This window comes from Alloalcanivorax sp. C16-1 (assembly GCF_046507805.1).
Taxonomy (GTDB): domain Bacteria; phylum Pseudomonadota; class Gammaproteobacteria; order Pseudomonadales; family Alcanivoracaceae; genus Alloalcanivorax.
The window spans coordinates 324,430-340,989 of the sequence record NZ_JBKFTK010000004.1 but is presented as its reverse complement, the minus strand read 5'-3'; the positions used below and the strand labels follow the sequence as shown (position 1 = coordinate 340,989).

Here is a 16,560-nt window from a genome sequence, read left to right as displayed (position 1 = left end):
GCCCTTCCGGGACCCTTGAGAACAGGACGTTCGAAAGGGAGCCTACAGGGACGTACTCGCGGCGTTCCCGGAAGGGCGTCGCGCCCTGAGCCGCGCCCCGGCTGGAGCAACCCTATGCCAGGTCCAGAAGCGCGAGGAGGGCGTCGGTGTCCAGGTGCTGGTCGATGGCGTCGGCGAGGCGGTTCAGGTCGTGCTGGCGGTGGGCGTGGTAGTCGACGGCGGCGGAGGTGTCGGTGAGGCCGGCCCAGCGCAGTAGGGCGTCGGTGGCGCCCGGGTCGTCGAACAGGCCGTGCAGGTAGGTGCCGCGAATCCGGTCGTCGTCGCTGATGGCGCCGTCGGGCCGGCCGTCCAGGCGCAGCAGTGGGCGGTCCAGGGCGGGGCCTTCGCTGACGCCGTTGTGGATCTCGTAGCCGTGGATCGGCACGCCGTCCGGCAGCAGGGTGCCGCTCACGTTGCGCAGCTGCTTGCCCGGGACCAGGGTGGTGCGCAGGGCCAGCCAGCCCAGGCCGGCGTCGCCGCCGGGGTCGCCTTCCAGGCCGTCCGGGTCCTCGATGCGTTCGCCCAGCATCTGGAAGCCGCCGCAGAGGCCCAGCACCTTGCCGCCGTAGCGCAGGTGCCGTTCGATCTCCCGGTGCCAGCCCTGCTCGCGCAGGAACGCCAGGTCGGCGCGGGTGGCCTTGCTGCCGGGCAGGATCACCAGGTCCGCCGCCGGCCAGGGCCGGCCTATTTCCGCGAAGCGCAGCTCGACGCCAGGGTGCAGGCGCAGCGGGTCGAAGTCGTTGTGGTTGCTCATGCGCGGCAGCAGCGGCACGGTCACCTTGAGCGCGCCGGCCCGGTGCTCGCCGCCGCCGGCCACCGCGTCCTCCGCGTCCAGCATCAGACCGTGCAGGTAGGGCAGCACCCCCAGCACCGGTTTGCCGGTGCGTTGCTCCAGCCAGTCCAGGCCGCTTTGCAGCAGCGCCGGGTCGCCGCGAAAGCGGTTGATCACGAAGCCGCGAATGCGCGCCTGTTCCTCCGGCGGCAGTACCTCAAGCGTGCCGACGATCTGCGCGAACACGCCGCCCCGGTCGATGTCCGCCACCAGGATCACCGGGCAATCGGCCAGCTCGGCGAAGCCCATATTGGCGATGTCGTTGGCGCGCAGGTTGATCTCCGCCGGGCTGCCGGCGCCCTCGGCGATCACCACCTGATAGCGGGCCGACAGCGCCTGCCAGGCATCGCGCACCGATTCCCGGGCGGTGGCCTTGAAGGCGTGGTAGTCCAGCGCTTCCATATTGCCGTGCACCCGCCCGCGCAGAATCACCTGGGCGCCCCGGTCGGTCTGCGGCTTGAGCAGCACCGGGTTCATGTCCGAATGCAGTGGCGTGTTCGCGGCCAGGGCCTGCAACGCGGTGGATCGGCCCACCTCGCCGCCGTCCTCGCTGACCGCGCTGTTCAACGCCATGTTCTGTGGCTTGAACGGCGCCACCCGCACCCCGCGCCGCGCCAGCCACCGGCACAACGCCGCCACCACCAGCGTCTTGCCGGCGTCGGAGGTGGTGCCTTGAACCATCAATGTCGTCACAACTCCACGCCTTTCTGCGCCCGTACGCCCTGATCCTTGAACGCATGCTTGACGACTTTCATTTCCGTGACCGTGTCCGCCAGCTCGATCAGCTCTTTCGGCGCGTAGCGGCCGGTGACCACGGCGTGTTGCAGGGGCGGGCGGTTTTGCAGGTCGTCGAGGACGCTGTCCAGGTCCAGGTAGTCGTAGCGCAGGGCGATGTTCAGTTCGTCCAGCAGCACCAGATGGTAGCTGTCGTCGCGCAGCATCTCGCGGGCCACCGCCCAGGCCGCTTCGGCGGCGGCCACGTCCCGCTCCCGGTCCTGGGTGTCCCAGGTGTAGCCCTCGCCCATGACGTGGTAATCCACCTTGGGCAGGTCGCGGAAGAAGGCTTCCTCGCCGGTGCTGAAGGCGCCCTTGATGAACTGCACCACGCCCACCTTCATGCCGTGGCCCAGAGCCCGGGCCAGCATGCCGAAGCCGGAGCTGCTCTTGCCCTTGCCCGGGCCGGTGAGCACCAGCAGCACGCCCTGGTCCTTGTCGGCGCGGGCGATGCGCTCCTGCATGATCCGTTGTTTTTTCGCCATGCGTTCGGCGTGGCGTTGCGGGGTTTTGGCGTCTTCGCGCATGGGTGTCTCCTGCTATTCGGAACCGACGGCAAGGGAGAAACGGCCGTCGAAAATCGACGCGACCAGGGCCGGCGCCGAAGGAAAATAACCGTGGAAGAAGCTGGCCACCAGACCGTTTTTCACGAATACCGGTTCGCCGCCGGTGCCGCTTTGTTTCTCGCTGAACAGTCGCGCCGCCGGCGCGTTTTCCAGGGTGCCGTGGTGGAAGGTATGGCCGCGCAGTTCGTCCTCGCCCAGGCGCAGGGCGTGCATGCCCAGCCCCTGGAGTTTGCCTGTGAGCCGGGCGGTGCCGGGCAGCAGGCCGAAGCCTTGATGGGCCTGGCCGTCGCCGTCCACCACGGTGTCCATGCAACTCATCAGGCCGCCGCATTCCGCCAGAATCGGTTTGCCGGCCCGATGATGGGCGCGGATCGCCTCGCCCATCGACACGTTGGCGGCCAGGGTGGCGCCGTGCAGTTCCGGGTAGCCGCCGGGCAGCCAGAGCGCGTCCACCTCCGGCGGCGCCGTGTCGGTGAGCGGCGAGAAGAAACGGAGTTCCGCGCCCAGGTCGCGGAGCAGATCCAGATTGGCCGGGTACAAAAAGGCGAAGGCCGCGTCCCGGGCCACGCCGATCCGTTTGCCTTCCAGCAGGCGCTCCGACGGCGCCGGGCGTGGCGCCTTGAAGGTCACCGGGGCCGGCAGCCGGTCCAGACCGGCCTCGGCGAGCACCGCGGCGGCCTCATCGAGGCGCCGGTCCAGATCGTTCAGCTCACCGGCCTGCACCAGGCCGAGATGGCGTTCGGGCAAAGTCATCGCCTCATGGCGCGGCACCGCGCCCAGCAGGGTCAGGTCCGCCGGCAGGCCCTCCGCGAGCAGATCGCCGTGGCGCGGGCTGGCCACGCGGTTGGCGATCACTTCGCGTACGGTCAGGTCGTCCCGGTAGCGGGCCAGGCCCAGGGCCACGGCGCCGAACGTCTGGGCCATGCCCCAGGCGTCGATCACCGGGATGGCCGGAATGCCGGCCAGCACCGCCAGATCGGCGCTGGACGGGGTGCCGTCGAACAGGCCCATGGCCCCTTCCACCAGGATCAGGTCCGCCTGCGTGGCCGCTTCCGCCAGTCGCCAGCGGCATTCCGCCTCGCCGGTCATCCACGGCTGCAGCTGATACACCGGCGCGCCGCTGGCGCGCTCCAGCACCATCGGGTCCAGATAGTCCGGGCCGAACTTGAACACCCGCACCTGGCGTCCGGCATTGCGGTGCAGCCGGGCCAGGGCGGCGGTGATCAGCGACTTGCCCTGGCCGGAGCCCGGGGCGCTGATCAGGGCGGCGGGCACGCGGCGGTGGTAAACATCAGGGTCGATCATCGTGAACTCCCGGTTCCGGGTCGGCGGGCACGAACACCGGCGCGCCGCCCACCCGGGCCATGGTCAGGGGCTGGCCGTACAGGTGCGCCAGGGCGGTGGGCTCCAGCATCGCCTCGGCGGGGCCGAAGCAATGCTGGCCATCCGGGTACAGCAGCAGCAGGTGGTCGCACCAGCGCGCCGCCAGATTCAGGTCGTGCAGGCCCATCACCACCGCGGCACCACGCTCGGCGCGCTCGTGCAGCAGTTTCATCACCGCCACCTGATGGTGCAGGTCCAGGTGGTTGGTGGGTTCGTCCGCCAGCCATACGGAAGGCGTCTGGGCCAGGGCGGTGGCGATGGCCACCCGCTGGCGTTCGCCGCCGGACAGAGTGGTCACCAGACGGTCCGCCAGGTGGTCCACCGCCAGGGCGGTCAGGGCCTCGCGGGCCAGCAGCAGGTCCTCCGCTCCCTCCCGGCGCCAGGGCGCCAGGAACGGATGGCGGCCGATCAAGGCGGTTTCCAGCACCGTGGCCGGGAAGCCGTCCTGGCGGTCCTGGAACACCAGCGCCAGCTGTTGCGCCACGCGCTTGCGCTTCAGGGCCTCCACGGGCGTATCGTCCAGAAGCACCCGGCCGGCGCGGGGCGCGCGCAATCCGGCCAGGGTGTGCAGCAGGGTGGTTTTGCCGACGCCGTTGGGACCGAGTACCCCCCAGCGCTGGCCCGGCGCCACGCGCAGGGTCAGGGGGCGGCCGTCGGCGCGGCCGGGGATGTCGATGACCAGATCCTCGGTGGTGAGCACGGTCATCAGCGGCTCCGATACAACAGCAGCAGGAAGGTGGGCACGCCGAGCAGGGCGGTGATCACCCCCACCGGCAGCTGCTGGGGTGCCAGCAGGGTGCGCGCCAGGGTATCCGCCAGGGTCAGCAGGGCGCCGCCGGCCAGCACGCTGGCCGGCAGGATCAGACGCTGATCGTTGCCCAGTGCCAGGCGCAGCATGTGCGGCACCACCAGCCCCACGAAACCGACGCTGCCGGCGGTGCTCACCGCCATGGCGGTGAGGGCGCTGGCCAGCACATAGATGGTGATTTCCAGAGGGCGCACCGCCACCCCCAGGGACGCCGCCTGCAATGGCCCCCGGGCCAGTACGTTGAGGGCGCGTCCCAGCGGCAGCACCAACAGGGTCGCCGGCACCAGCAACAACCAGGCCGGCCAGGGGGAACGGGCATAGCTGAGGTCGCCCATCAACCAGTAGAGCATGCCCGGCAGCCGCTCCGCCGGGCTCAGGGTAAGCAGGAAGGTGACCACCGCGCCCCAGCCGGCGGCCACCACCACCCCGGTCAGCAGCAGCCGGGTCGGGGTCCAGCCGCCCACGCCCTGGGCCAGGCCGAACACCAGCACGGTGGAAAGCAGGGCACCGACAAAGGCGGCGCCGGGCACCCAGACGGCGGCGGCTCCCAGCAGCATGGCGCCCAGGGCGCCCACCGCCGCGCCGCCGGACAGACCCAGCACATAAGGGTCCGCCAGGGGATTACGCAGCAGCACCTGCATCAGCGCCCCGGCCAGCCCCAGCAGGCCGCCGGTGGCGAACGCCGCCAGCGCCCGGGGCAGGCGCAGGGACAGCAGCAGCTCGCGGTGCAGTGGATCGCCGGCGCCGGTGAGCGCCGCCCACAATTCCGCGGCGCCGATCGGCACGCTGCCCACCGCCAGCGACAGCCCCAGGGCCAGAGCGCCGGCCAGGGCCAGCAACGCCAGCACCAGGGGCCGCCGGCTAACGCCGGGCACGGGCGCGCTCCAGGTGATCGCAGAGCCGCCGGGTGCCGTCCAGCATTTGCGGCGTGGGGCGCTGCAGGGTGGAGGGTGGTACGAAGAACAGGTTGTCCCGCTGCACGGCGGTGAGCGCCGGGAAGCGCTTCCAGGGCTCCAGCCACCGGGGATTGTTCTCGCCCATGCCGCCGGCCACGATGGCTTCCGGGTCGGCGGCGATCACCGCTTCGGTACCGATGCGGGGCGCCAGGCCGGGCAGGTCGGCGAACACATTGACGCCACCGCAGGTGCGGATCGCCTCGCTGATCAGGTGCTTGCCGTTCACCGTCATCAGCGGCTCTTCCCAGACCTCATAGAACACCGTTACCGGCTCGGCGTCGGCGAAGCGTTGGCGCAGCTCGGCGATGCCGGCACGGAAGCGGGCGGCGGCGGCGCGGCCGGTCGCTTCCGTGCCGGCCAGCACCGCCAGCCGTTCCAGGGTGTCGGCCACTCCGGCGAAGCGCAGCGGCTCGCCGCGATAGACGGTGAGGCCCAGGCTCTCCAGCCGCTCCACCTGGGTGGCTGGATTGCCGCTGACCCAGGCCACCACCAGGTCCGGTTGGAGGGCCAGGATCGCTTCCAGATCGAGCCGTTTGTAGCTGCCCACCCGGGGCAGCGCCTTGGCCTCGGGGGGAAAGTCGCTGAAGCTCACCGCGCCCACCAGTCGTTCGCCGGCGCCGGCGTCGTAGAGCAGTTCGGTGGCGCCCGGCGACAGGGCCACGATGCGTCGCGCCGGCTGTTCCAGGCACACCCGCCGGTCCGCGTCGTCGTCCACGCACACCCGCGCGGACGCCGCCGTGGCGAGCAGCGTCAGGCTCAGGGCGAGCAGCGCGGTGGGACGAATCATGGCGGTCTCCGATCAGTGCAGGTCGTAGCGCAGGCTCAGCATGACGAACCGGCCGGCGTTGAGATAGTCCCAGCCGGCGAAGTTGGTGGCCGTGCTATAGCGCTTGTCGAGCACGTTCTTGACGGTCAGGCGGGTGGACCAGCGCGGCGCGAATTGCCAGCCGGCGCGCAGATCGAGAATGCCGTAGCCGCCCAGCGGCTCTTCGTTGGCCGCGTCGTTGTAGCGGTCGCCCTTGAGCACCAGGCTGCCGCCCAGGGACAGGTCGCCCAGGTCGCGGTCCACATCCAGCCGCAGGCTGCGCTTGGAGCGGCGCTGCAGCACCTTGTCGGTGTCCCGGTCGCGCGGGTCCTGGGCGGTCACCGCCGCCGCCAGACGCCATTGGTCCAGTTCCACGCCGCCGCTCAGTTCGGCGCCGCGAATGCGTGCCTCGTCGACGTTGTAGGGCGCGTAGAGACCGCCCAGATTGGCGTAGGCGATCAGGTCTTCCACGTCGGTCTGATACACCGCCAGGTCCCAGAACCAGGTCTGGAACTGGCCGCGCACGCCCACTTCCAAGCTTTCCGAGCTTTCCGGTTCCAGCGCGTCGTTGCCGAACCCCGGATAGTAAAGGTCGTTGAAGGTGGGGGCGCGGAAGGCGGTGCCGTAGCTGGCGCGCAGTCGGTGCCGGTGAGTCACTTTATAGCCCACCGCCACGCCGCCGGTGGTTTTGTGCCCGAACGCTTCATTGTCGTCGTAGCGACCGCTGGCCTGCAGGTCCAGATCGCCGAAATCGAGCAGCACCTGGGCGAAACCGCCGCTGTTGTCGCGCTCGTCTTCCGCGTATTGGGTGGTGCTGTCGATGCTGTCACGAAGAAAATCGCCGCCCACCACCAGCCGGTGCTCGCCGAGCAGGAAGGTGTTCTGCCAGTTGGCGGCGCGGCTGCGGGTGTTGAAAACGCTGTCGCGGTCGCCGTCGGTAAAGCTTTCGTTCTCGTCGCGGGCGTCGCTGACCAGCAGCTTGCTTTGCCAGTTGTCGGTGACCCACAGGCTGCCTTTGACGCCGGCCACCTGCAGCACGTAGTCGGTTTCCTTGCGCTGCGCCGGAGTGCTGCCTTCGAATTCGGTGGTGCCCTGGGCACGGAAGCCGAACACGCCCAGTTCCGCGTCGTTGTCGAAACGGTGGGTCAGATGCACCACGCCGGAGGTGTTGTCGTAGCCGCGCTCGTCGCTGTGTTCGCGCAGGGTGTCACCGTCGGTGTCGAAGCGGTCCACCGACAGGCTGTAGCGGGTGCCGTCGCTCTCTCCGGCGGCGCCGGCGGCCAGGCGGCGGCTGTTCAGGTTGCCGGCGCCGGTTTCCACCCAGGCGCCAGGATCGGCGCTGCCATCGGTGAACACCTGCACCACGCCGCCCACGGCGTCGGCGCCATAGAGGCTGCCGCGCGGGCCGCGCACGATTTCCACGCGCCGGATCAGCTGTGGCGGCAGGAACTGCCAGGACGGGCTGCCGGCGGTGGCGGAACGCAGCCGCACGCCGTCCACCATCAGCAGGGTGGAACTGCTGCCGGTGCCGCGCAGGAACAGGCTGGAGGATTTGCCAAAACTGCCGTTGCCGACCATGTCCACGCCGGGCTGACCACGCAGCACTTCACTGAACTCCACCGGCTGCTGGCGGCGCAGTTGTTCTTCATCGATCACCGTGACCGAGGACAGGGAGGCGTCGGCGGTGCGGCTGGTCAGGGTGGGTGTGACCACCACCGGATCCAGGGCGGCGACTTGCAGTGAGTCGGTGTTGTCGGCGGCGGCCAACGGGGCTAAAGCGGAAAAACAAACAGGCAGGACGGCCAGTGCCGTCGAAAAACGCAAGGTCATGCGAAACGATCCCCTTCGCCGAGCTCACCCGCACGGCGTAATAGTGATTGCCGGGGAGAACGGGCGGGCAGGCACGGGGCCGGGCGGCTCCGGGTCATGCCGCCGTCGCCCTCCGCGACGCCAGGTGGGCACCGGCGGGGCCGATGTCCTTCCTCGCGGCCGGTATCCGGGCTGATGAGAGGGACACAGTCCCGGGGCCATCGCCTTCCCGTGTGAAGCACACAGTGGCGACTCCGATGGCCTTGCTCTCAATCACCGTTGCGGGGGCAGCGTCGGGCTGGCGCGGGTGCGCGTCACCGACTTCCCGTTTAACCCCGCCGTCGCGGGGCACCGTAAGGAGCGCGCAAGCTAGCAAGGGAAGGGATAATAATCAACGACGGCGGGCGGTTTTGCCGCCGATCTCAGGGCGCGGACCGGTTCGCCAGCGCCTGATCCAGCCGCCGCCAGCCGGCCTCGTCGCCGGGCAGCCCCAGACGCAGGCCGTCGGGCCCTTCCCAGAGTCGGGTCAGCACGCCCTGGCGGGCCAGGCGTTCGTGACGAACGGCGGCGTCGGCGGTGGCGCACCAGGCGAACAGGTGGCTGTCGCCCTGGGGGTTGAGACCGTATTCCCGGAGCAGGGCATCCAGCCGTTGCCGGTCGGCGCCCAGCCGCTGGCGGGTGGTGGCCTGCCAGTGGTGGTCCGCCAGGGCCGCGCCCATCACGTAACGGGCCGGGTGGCTGAGCGCCCAGGGGCCGAGCCGTTCATCGAGAGCCCGGCATAGCGCTGGCGGCCCGGCCATCAGGCCGGCGCGCAGGCCGGCCAGGCCGAAGAACTTGCCCAGGGAGCGCAGCACCACCAGCCCCGGCGCGCCCAGGTGCGGCACCAGGGAGGTGGCGGGGCTGGCCTCGATAAAGGCCTCGTCCACCACCAGCCAGCCGTCCCGGGCCGCCAGCTGCCGATGCCAGCCCAGCAGGGTATCGGTGTCCAGGGTGGCGCCGGTGGGATTGTTGGGATGAATCCAGACCAGGGCGTCCAGTTCCGGCAGGGCGGCGGGCACCTGGTCGGCGCTCAGCGGCACCACCCGGTGGCCGGCCCGCCGCCAGGCGGCGGCGTGTTCCTGATAGCCCGGGGCGGGTACGCCCACCCGGCCCGGGCGGCGCAGCAATGGCAGGGTCTGCAGGGCGGCCTGGCTGCCGGCCACCGGCAGACAGCCGGCGGCGGCGGGCAGGCCCAGCCAGTGCCGGGCGATCTCCGGCAGGCCGTCGTCGTCCTCCGGCAGCCGTTGCCAGACCCGCTCCGGGATCGCCGGCACCGGGTAGCCTTGGGGGTTGATGCCGGTGGACAGGTCCAGCCAGTCGGCCACCGGGATGCCCCACCGGGCGGCGGCGCGGTGCAGGCGACCGCCGTGGTCCGGGCGCTGTTCGCTCATGGCGCCGCCCCGATGATCAGCGCGATCAGAACGGCCAGCGCCAGCCACAGCACCAGGGCGCGCCGTATCAGGGCCAGGGCCGCGTCGATGGTGGCGGCGTCCGGGGCCGGGCCCAGGCCCAGCGGAGGGCGTTGCTTGAGCGCGCCGTGGTAGGGTGCCGGGCCGCCCAGGGTGACGCTCAGGGCGCCGGCGCCGGCGGCCATCACCGGCCCGGCGTTGGGGCTGTCCCAGTGCCGGGCCTGCTCGCGCCAGCAGCGCAGGGCCGGGCCCAGGTGGCCGCACAGGCCATAGCTGAGGGCGGTGAGCCGGGCCGGCACCCAGTTAAGCGCGTCGTCCAGCCGGGCGGCGGCCTTGCCGAAGCGTTCGTAGCGGGGCGTGCGGTAGCCCCACAGGGCATCCAGGGTATTGACGATGCGGTGCAGCAGCACGCCGGGCAAGCCCGCCACCAGAAACCAGAACAGGCTGGCGAACACCGCGTCGGCGCCGTTCTCCAGCATCGATTCGGTGGCCGCCCGGGCCACCCCGGGCGGGTCCAGCGCGTCGGTGTCGCGGCTGACGATGCGGGCCACCTGGCGGCGCGCCTCCGGCAGGTCGCCGGTGGCCAGCGGCGCCGCCACCGCGCGGCCGTGTTCGGCCAGGCTGCGCGCGCCCAGGGCCAGCCACAGGCCCAGCACCTGCAGCGGCCACAACAGCCAGATCGGCAGCCACAGGGTCAGCGCCAGGGCGGCCAGTACCGGCGGCAGGGCCAGCACGGCCACCGCCAGGGCACCCCGCCCCAGGTCGCCGTCGGTCTGGCGATTGAGCCGCCGCTCCAGCCGGTCCGCCGCCCGGCCCAGGGCGACCAGCGGGTGCCCGCGACCGGGCTCGCCCAGCACCCGGTCCAGGGCCACGGCGGCGAGGGCGGCAAGGGTCAGGCTCCACATGACGGCGGTTCCGGGCAGGGGTAGGGAGGCGCAGTGTAGCGGCAAGCGGTTACCAAAGGCCAAAGGTCCTCGCCTTGACACTACCGGAAGCCGGGAAGAGGATTGGCCCGCTTCCGCCACCACCCCGAGAGGAGTCCGCGTGACCGATACCGCCCGCTGGCAAGCCCCCATCGCCGCCCCCTGTCCGCAACACCGGGAACGGGCCCTGGCCCGCCAGGCCCGTCTTACCAAGCCGCCGGGTTCCCTGGGCAGGCTGGAAGACGTGGCGGTGGAACTGGCGGCCCTGCAGGCCAGAGACCGGCCGGATCTGGACGCGGTGGCGATCACCGTGTTCGCCGCCGACCACGGGGTCTGCGCCGAGGGCGTGTCCGCCTTTCCCCAGGCGGTGACCGGCCAGATGATCGCCAACTTCGTCACCGGCGGCGCCGCCATCAGCGTGCTGGCCCGGCACATCGACGCGCGTCTGGAAGTGGTCAATCTGGGCACGGTGGCGCCGCCGCCGGTGAGCGACGGGGTGGTGGACGAGACCATCGCCCCGGGTACCGACAACCTGGCGGTGCGTCCGGCCATGAGCATGGACCAATTGGAGGCCGCCCTGGCCGCCGGTGACCGGGCCGCCGCCCGTGCCGCCGAGGCCGGTGCGCGGCTGTTCGTGGGCGGCGAGATGGGCATTGGCAATACCACCAGCGCCAGCGCCGTGGCCTGTGCCCTGCTGGGCAAGCCGGCGCGCTCGCTGACCGGGCCCGGCACCGGGCTGGACCGCTATGGCGTGGGCCGCAAGGTGGCGGTGATCGAGCGCGCCCTGCGCCGCCACGCCGACCCCCGCGATCCGTTGCAGGCGCTGGCCTCGGTGGGCGGATTCGAGATCGCCGCCCTGGCCGGCGCCTTTATCGGCGCCGCCGCCCGCGGCCTGGTGGTGCTGGTGGACGGTTTTATCGTCACCGTGGCGGCCCTGGCGGCGGTGCGCCTGCGCCCTGAACTGCGCCCCTGGCTGCTGTTTTCCCACCAGTCCGCCGAGCCCGGCCATGTGCGTCTGCTGCAGACCCTGGAGGCGGAGCCGCTGCTGTGCCTGGGCCTGCGCCTGGGCGAGGGCTCCGGCGCCGCCCTGGCGGTGCCGCTGCTGCGTCAGGCCTGCGCCCTGCACAACGAGATGGCCACCTTCGAGGACGCCGGCGTCCAGGACCGCTCATGACCGCGCCCGCGCGCACCACCTGGTTTGATCTGCTGCGCCACGGCGAGCCGGACGGCGGCCCCAAATACCGGGGCCACCGGGACGACGCCCTGAGCCCGCTGGGCTGGCGGCAGATGCGGGCGGCGGTGGGCGAGGCGGACCAGTGGGACCATATCCTCACCTCGCCGCTGCTGCGCTGCCGGGCCTTCGCCGAAGGGCTGGCCGCCGAGCGCGGCCTGCCCTGCACCGTGGTGGAAGGCTTCAAGGAAATCTCCTTCGGGGCCTGGGAAGGGCTGACCACCGAGCAGGTGGCGGAGCGCTTCGGCGACGGTCAGGCGCGCTTCTGGTCCGACCCGGAGCGACACGCCCCGCAGGGCGGCGAACCGATCCTGGATTTTTACCGGCGCATCGGCGCGGCCTGGACCCACTGGCGGGACGCCCTGGCCGGGCAACGGGTGTTGCTGGTGTGCCACGGCGGCGTGATCCGCATGACCCTGGCCCATGTGATGGGGCTGCCCCCGGGCCGCGCCCTGGGCGCCTTTCTGGTGCCCTACGCGAGCCGCTCGCGGGTGCGCCTGGACGTCACCGAGCAAGGGCTGCTGGGCTGTCTGGTCAGCCACGGCGCGGTGGAGGCCGGGCCGTGAGCCGGCGCGGGCAGCCGGCCCTGCTGGCCCTGTCCCTGCTCACCCGCCTGCCGGTGCGGGTGGCGACGCCGGTGGACGAGCGCGACCAGGGCCGGTCGGTGGCCTGGTACCCGGCGGTGGGCCTGCTGATCGGCCTGCTGTCGTGGGCGCTGGCGGCGCTGCTGGCCGGGGCCCCGCCGTGGCCGGCGGCGGCCCTGCTGCTGCTGGTCTGGGTGGCGCTCACCGGCGCCCTGCATCTGGACGGTCTGGCGGACAGCGCCGACGCCTGGCTGGGCGGCTACGGCGACCGGGCGCGCACCCTGGCGATCATGAAGGACCCGTACTGCGGCCCCGCCGGGGCGGTGGCCATCGTGCTGGTATTGCTGGTCAAGGTGACCGCGCTGGCGGCCCTGCTGGCGGGCGGCGGCACCCTGGCCCTGCTGGTGGCGCCGGTGCTGGCGCGGGCCGGCTGCGCGGGGCTGTTTCTGGCGCTGCCCTATGTACGCGAGCAGGGCCTGGGCAGCGGGCAGGCCCGCCATATCGCGCGGTCGGCCGTGGGCCTGTCGATGCTGGCGGCGGCGCTGCTGGCGCTGCTGCTGGGGCAGGGTGCGGCCTTGCTGGTGACGGTGGCGGTGTTCGTCGGCGGCGCGGCGTTGATGCGCCGCCGTCTGGGCGGCTTTACCGGCGATACCGCCGGGGCGCTGGTGGAGGGGGTGGAAGCCGCCGTGCTGCTGGCGGCGGCGCTGACGCTTTGAGTGGCATCGCGACTGAAGTCGCTCCTACGGTAAGCACGTTGTAGTTGTAGGAGCGACTTCAGTCGCGATGCGGCGGTAACGGCGGGCCCTTGAGCACCTGGGGCAGGCCGGCCACGGTAAGCACCACCCGCTCCGCTCGCGCCGCCAGGTCCTGATTCAGCCAGCCCAGTTCGTCGGCGAAGCGCCGCGTCAGCGGGTCCATGCCGATCAGCCCCAGGCCCACCTCATTGCTGACCACGATCACCCGGCCCGGATAGGCCGGCAGCGCGTCCGCGAACGCCGGCCGCTCCCGCTCGAACACCGCCTCGCCGGCCAGCAGCAGGTTGCTGACCCACAGGCTCATGCAATCGATCAGCACGGTGGGGGCCGGCGCACGCCGGCCGAGGTCGCGCAGGGCGGCGCCCAGCGCCAGCGGTTCTTCCAATAGAGACCAGTGCGCGGGCCGCCGTTGCCGGTGGCGGCGGATGCGCTCGCGCATCTCGCCGTCACCGGGCCGGGCGGTGGCCAGGTACAGCACCGGGCCACCGCCATCGGCGGCCAGCCGTTCGGCCAGGCCGCTTTTGCCGGAGCGCACCCCGCCGAGAATCAGTTCAAGAGGCATGGAAGGAAGGGAGGGGCCGGGCTCAGACCCCGAGCCGGCGGGCCATGGTGTCCATCACCCGGCGCCAGGCGTCGGCGCCGGCCGGGCCCACTTCCTCGAAGGCGTGCAGCAGCAGGTCGTGCTGGATACCGGTGAGGCGCTGTTCCAGATCGGCGCCGGCTTCGGTGAGGGTCAGCCGTTTGACGCGCTTGTCGGCGCTGTCGCGGCTTACCGCCACCAGCTCTTTTTCCACCAGGGTTTTGAGCGGCTTGTGAATCGCCTGTTTGGTAAGGCGCATGGTGTCGACCAGCTCGTTGACGCTGAGGTTGTCGTTGTGGCCGATAAAGAACAGCAAACGGTGGTGGATCCGTGACAGCCCCTGATCCTTGAGAATGTTATCGGGCTCCGCGACCAGGCCGCGAAACGCGAAGTGCAAGGTTACCAGGCTGTCGTTCAAGCGCTCCCGAGAAGCGTCATCGATCATATTGACTCACCACCCTGTTTCATAGCTATATAGGTCACCAAGGTTGACCTTCGAGGAGGTCCAATGCAACCCATTTCGATCGACCCGGACGCCTTCGCGCGGCAGTGGCTGGAAGCCTGGAACCGACACAGCCTGGAGGACATTCTTGCCCACTACCAGGACGACGTGGTGTTCCGTTCCCCCATGATTCCCCGGATCACCGGTGCCCGTGAAGGTATTCTACGCGGGAAACCGGCGTTGCGCGCCTATTGGGGCCAGGCTCTGGCGGCCTTGCCCGATCTGCGCTTCGAGTTGCTGGACGTCCTGTCGGGTTATGAAACCGTGACCCTCTATTACAAAGGACATCGGGGTAACGTAGCGGAAACCTTTATACTTGGCGAGAAAGCCCTGGTGCGCGAGTCCATCGCCTGCTACGCCGCCGGCTGACCGCCGCCCCCGGATTCAAGCGGCGCAGTCTAACGGATTCGCGCCGAACTGGTGTGAACGGTATCGGCCGGGAAGGTTCCCGAAAACCGCACCCGTGGCGGTGGGGATGAACAAAAAACCGCCGGCGCGGAGACGCCGGCGGTTGTCGTTGCAGCGCGGCGTTGGCCGCGCTCGGGGGCGGTTCAGTCGAACAGACTTTCCACTTCATACACCGAGGTGGTGCCGCTCACTTCATTGCCCACCACCAGCAGGGCGGTGCCGCCCGGGGCGTCCTCGGCGGGGATGAACACCAGCCCTTCCGGACCCAGGTCGCCGGCGGCGGCCAGCACCGAGCCCGGATCGTCGGTGGTCCAGTCGTCGCGGGTGTTCAGGTAGTCCACCCGTTGCGGCGCGGTGGGGTCGGTGATGTCGTAGACCAGCACGCCGCCCATGCGCTCCAGCCCCAGGAACAGGAACGTCTTGTCGCCCAGATGGCCCAGGGTCAGGCCCTCCGGCTCGGGGCCCTTGGCGTCGCTGCGGCTGTCGAAGGCGTTGCCTTCATCGTGGCCGGAGTTGAAATAGTCCTTGCAGGGAATGCTGCGCTGGGTGCCCAGCTTGCACTCGTCGCTGGCCAGGAACTGCTCGATGGCGTCGCCGGAGTCGAACACCAGCTCACCGTCCTCGCTCCAGATCGAGAAGGAACGGCCGCCGTAGGCGTACAGCTTGTCGTACATCAGCCGGTCGCCGTTGACGTTGTCCTCGACGCCGGCGGCGGTGAACAGCACCGGGTCGCCGTTGTCGTCGGTGCGGTAGCCTTCGGTCCAGGTCACGTTCAGGCGGCCCAGCACGTCGTCCTCGCGGCAGTCGCCGGGATCGCCGGCGGTGGCGCCGCAGTAGCTGAAGGTGGCCGGATTCAGCAGGGCGCCGGCGGCCAGCCCGCGCAGCTGAGGCGGCAGGTCGTCGCCGCAGCGGCGGTCGAAGCCGCTGGCGTGGACCAGATGCTTGACGCGGAATTCCTCCACGAAGCCCTGGCTGGGATCGCCGGCGCAGCCGCTGCCCTCGGTGCCCCAGTAGGCGTCGTTGTCCTCGCCCCAGGCGCGGGCGTCGCCTTCGTTGGCGGTGACCAGCCAGGTGCCGCCACCGGCGCTGTAGGCGTGGATGGCGTCCGGCAGGTACAGACCGACCACGCCGTCGAAGGTGCGGATATTGATCTCGCCGTCTTCGTCGCTGGCGTCGATGCCGTTGCCGTCCAGGCTCAGATCTTTTTCGCCCAGCGGCAGGATATCGGTGACCGTGGCGCTGGCGATGTCCAACCTGGCCAGGGCATTGTTCTCCTGCAGGGTCACCCAGGCGGTGGTGCTGTCGTCGGCGATGGCGATGTACTCCGGCTCCAGGTCCCGGGCCACATTGGCGTTGGGGCCATAGATGCGCACACCGGCGGCTTGCAGGTCCGCCTGCTGGCCGTTGAAGGCGGTGAAGGTGGCGCGGGCTTCCTGCGGATCGGCCGGGTCGCGGATATCGATGACGCTGATCGAGCCTTCCGGGTCCACGCTGTAGTCGTCGTTGGGCTCGCCTTCGTTGGCGGTGAGCACATAGTGGCCGTCCGGGGTGAACGCCACCATGTCCGGCAGGGCGCCCACCGGCACGAAGCTGATCCGCTCCAGGGTGTTGGCGTTGTACAGGGCCAGGAAGCCGGTGTCGGTTTTGGTGCCGGCCTGCACGGCGATGGCCACCAGGTCGCCCTGCACGGCCACGCTGTTCACTTCCGAACCGGCGGAAATGTCGTCGGTGAGCAGGGTGTCTTCCAGGGTCGGGTTGGCCGGGTCCGCCAGGCTCAGGATGTCCAGAGCGCCCTTGTTGGCGTTGACCACGAACAGGCGCTGGGAGCCGGCGTGGTAGGCGGGGATTTCCGCCGCCGACTCGTCGAACTGGCCGGAGCTGTGGCGGCCCAGGAAATTCAGCTTAACGCTGGAGGGCGTGGGGTCCGCCGCCGGCGGGGCGACGTCGTTATCGTTGTCGCTGTCGCCGCCGCAGCCGGTCAGCAAGGTGGTGGCCAGCAGGGTGCCGGCGCCAAAGGCAAGCCAGGGTTTCATCAAACACCTCGTCATTATTCGTTCACGGATACCCGGGTAGTGGGCCGCAGATCCATGACAAGGGGATGACGTTTTTTTGAAGAAGAGCGCAAGACTGACGGCCGGGCCGGGTCTCTCCGGCGCC

Annotated in this window: 16 protein-coding genes and 1 riboswitch; of the genes, 4 read left to right on the top strand and 12 right to left on the bottom strand. The window is 70.7% G+C overall.

Going from position 1 to position 16,560, the window contains the following annotated elements:
- Positions 1-112: 112 nt before the first annotated feature.
- From ACLD0W_RS15365 to cbiB, 9 genes are all read right to left on the bottom strand, one after another.
- On the bottom strand, positions 113-1,564 hold the full coding sequence (locus ACLD0W_RS15365) for a cobyric acid synthase (protein WP_410308355.1): 1,452 nt from the start codon (positions 1,562-1,564) through the stop codon (positions 113-115).
- Positions 1,561-2,172, bottom strand: a complete 612-nt coding sequence (gene cobO, locus ACLD0W_RS15360) for a cob(I)yrinic acid a,c-diamide adenosyltransferase (RefSeq protein ID WP_410308354.1) — start codon at positions 2,170-2,172, stop codon at positions 1,561-1,563. The genes ACLD0W_RS15365 and cobO overlap by 4 nt, the downstream gene beginning before the upstream one ends.
- A 12-nt stretch (positions 2,173-2,184) precedes the next feature.
- Positions 2,185-3,516 (bottom strand): cobyrinate a,c-diamide synthase, encoded by a 1,332-nt coding sequence (locus ACLD0W_RS15355; protein WP_410308353.1) that lies wholly within the window; start codon positions 3,514-3,516, stop codon positions 2,185-2,187.
- Positions 3,503-4,300 (bottom strand): ABC transporter ATP-binding protein, encoded by a 798-nt coding sequence (locus ACLD0W_RS15350; RefSeq protein WP_410308352.1) that lies wholly within the window; start codon positions 4,298-4,300, stop codon positions 3,503-3,505. Before ACLD0W_RS15350 ends, ACLD0W_RS15355 begins: the two co-directional genes overlap by 14 nt.
- Positions 4,300-5,277, bottom strand: coding sequence for a FecCD family ABC transporter permease (locus ACLD0W_RS15345; RefSeq protein ID WP_410308351.1), 978 nt, complete (start codon positions 5,275-5,277; stop codon positions 4,300-4,302). Before ACLD0W_RS15345 ends, ACLD0W_RS15350 begins: the two co-directional genes overlap by 1 nt.
- Positions 5,264-6,145: a cobalamin-binding protein gene (locus ACLD0W_RS15340; RefSeq protein ID WP_410308350.1), complete on the bottom strand. Its 882-nt coding sequence runs from the start codon at positions 6,143-6,145 to the stop codon at positions 5,264-5,266. The genes ACLD0W_RS15345 and ACLD0W_RS15340 overlap by 14 nt, the downstream gene beginning before the upstream one ends.
- Positions 6,146-6,157: 12 nt before the next feature.
- Positions 6,158-7,993 carry a TonB-dependent receptor domain-containing protein gene (locus tag ACLD0W_RS15335; protein WP_410308349.1) on the bottom strand — a complete coding sequence of 612 codons (1,836 nt, stop codon included), beginning with the start codon at positions 7,991-7,993 and terminating at the stop codon, positions 6,158-6,160.
- A 139-nt stretch (positions 7,994-8,132) separates the two neighbouring features.
- A riboswitch (cobalamin riboswitch) is annotated at positions 8,133-8,343 on the bottom strand.
- Positions 8,344-8,394: 51 nt separating this feature from the next.
- Positions 8,395-9,402: a threonine-phosphate decarboxylase CobD gene (gene cobD / locus ACLD0W_RS15330; RefSeq protein ID WP_410308348.1), complete on the bottom strand. Its 1,008-nt coding sequence runs from the start codon at positions 9,400-9,402 to the stop codon at positions 8,395-8,397.
- On the bottom strand, positions 9,399-10,325 hold the full coding sequence (gene cbiB, locus ACLD0W_RS15325; protein ID WP_410308347.1) for an adenosylcobinamide-phosphate synthase CbiB: 927 nt from the start codon (positions 10,323-10,325) through the stop codon (positions 9,399-9,401). The genes cobD and cbiB overlap by 4 nt, the downstream gene beginning before the upstream one ends.
- Before the next feature lie 139 nt (positions 10,326-10,464).
- On the opposite strand from cbiB, the gene cobT reads away from it, so the two are divergent.
- The 3 genes from cobT to ACLD0W_RS15310 are packed head-to-tail and all read left to right on the top strand — an operon-like array spanning position 10,465 to position 12,874.
- Positions 10,465-11,517: a nicotinate-nucleotide--dimethylbenzimidazole phosphoribosyltransferase gene (gene cobT / locus ACLD0W_RS15320; RefSeq protein ID WP_410308346.1), complete on the top strand. Its 1,053-nt coding sequence runs from the start codon at positions 10,465-10,467 to the stop codon at positions 11,515-11,517.
- On the top strand, positions 11,514-12,140 hold the full coding sequence (locus tag ACLD0W_RS15315; RefSeq protein WP_410308345.1) for a histidine phosphatase family protein: 627 nt from the start codon (positions 11,514-11,516) through the stop codon (positions 12,138-12,140). The genes cobT and ACLD0W_RS15315 overlap by 4 nt, the downstream gene beginning before the upstream one ends.
- On the top strand, positions 12,137-12,874 hold the full coding sequence (locus ACLD0W_RS15310; protein ID WP_410308344.1) for an adenosylcobinamide-GDP ribazoletransferase: 738 nt from the start codon (positions 12,137-12,139) through the stop codon (positions 12,872-12,874). The genes ACLD0W_RS15315 and ACLD0W_RS15310 overlap by 4 nt, the downstream gene beginning before the upstream one ends.
- Positions 12,875-12,932: 58 nt before the next feature.
- On the opposite strand, the gene cobU is transcribed toward ACLD0W_RS15310, so the two are convergent.
- Both cobU and ACLD0W_RS15300 read right to left on the bottom strand, forming a co-directional pair.
- The gene (gene cobU, locus ACLD0W_RS15305) at positions 12,933-13,475 is read right to left on the bottom strand and encodes a bifunctional adenosylcobinamide kinase/adenosylcobinamide-phosphate guanylyltransferase (protein ID WP_410308343.1); all 543 of its coding nucleotides are present in this window, start codon (positions 13,473-13,475) and stop codon (positions 12,933-12,935) included.
- A 22-nt stretch (positions 13,476-13,497) separates the two neighbouring features.
- Positions 13,498-13,938, bottom strand: coding sequence for a MarR family winged helix-turn-helix transcriptional regulator (locus tag ACLD0W_RS15300; protein ID WP_410308342.1), 441 nt, complete (start codon positions 13,936-13,938; stop codon positions 13,498-13,500).
- Positions 13,939-14,001: 63 nt separating this feature from the next.
- Here ACLD0W_RS15300 and ACLD0W_RS15295 point away from each other — a divergent pair, with 63 nt between their 5' ends.
- A complete protein-coding gene (locus tag ACLD0W_RS15295) occupies positions 14,002-14,364 on the top strand; it encodes a nuclear transport factor 2 family protein (protein ID WP_410308341.1) in 363 nt (120 codons plus the stop codon).
- Positions 14,365-14,546: 182 nt separating this feature from the next.
- Here ACLD0W_RS15295 and ACLD0W_RS15290 read toward each other — a convergent pair whose 3' ends face one another.
- Positions 14,547-16,436, bottom strand: coding sequence for a choice-of-anchor I family protein (locus ACLD0W_RS15290; RefSeq protein WP_410308340.1), 1,890 nt, complete (start codon positions 16,434-16,436; stop codon positions 14,547-14,549).
- Positions 16,437-16,560 lie beyond the last annotated feature (124 nt).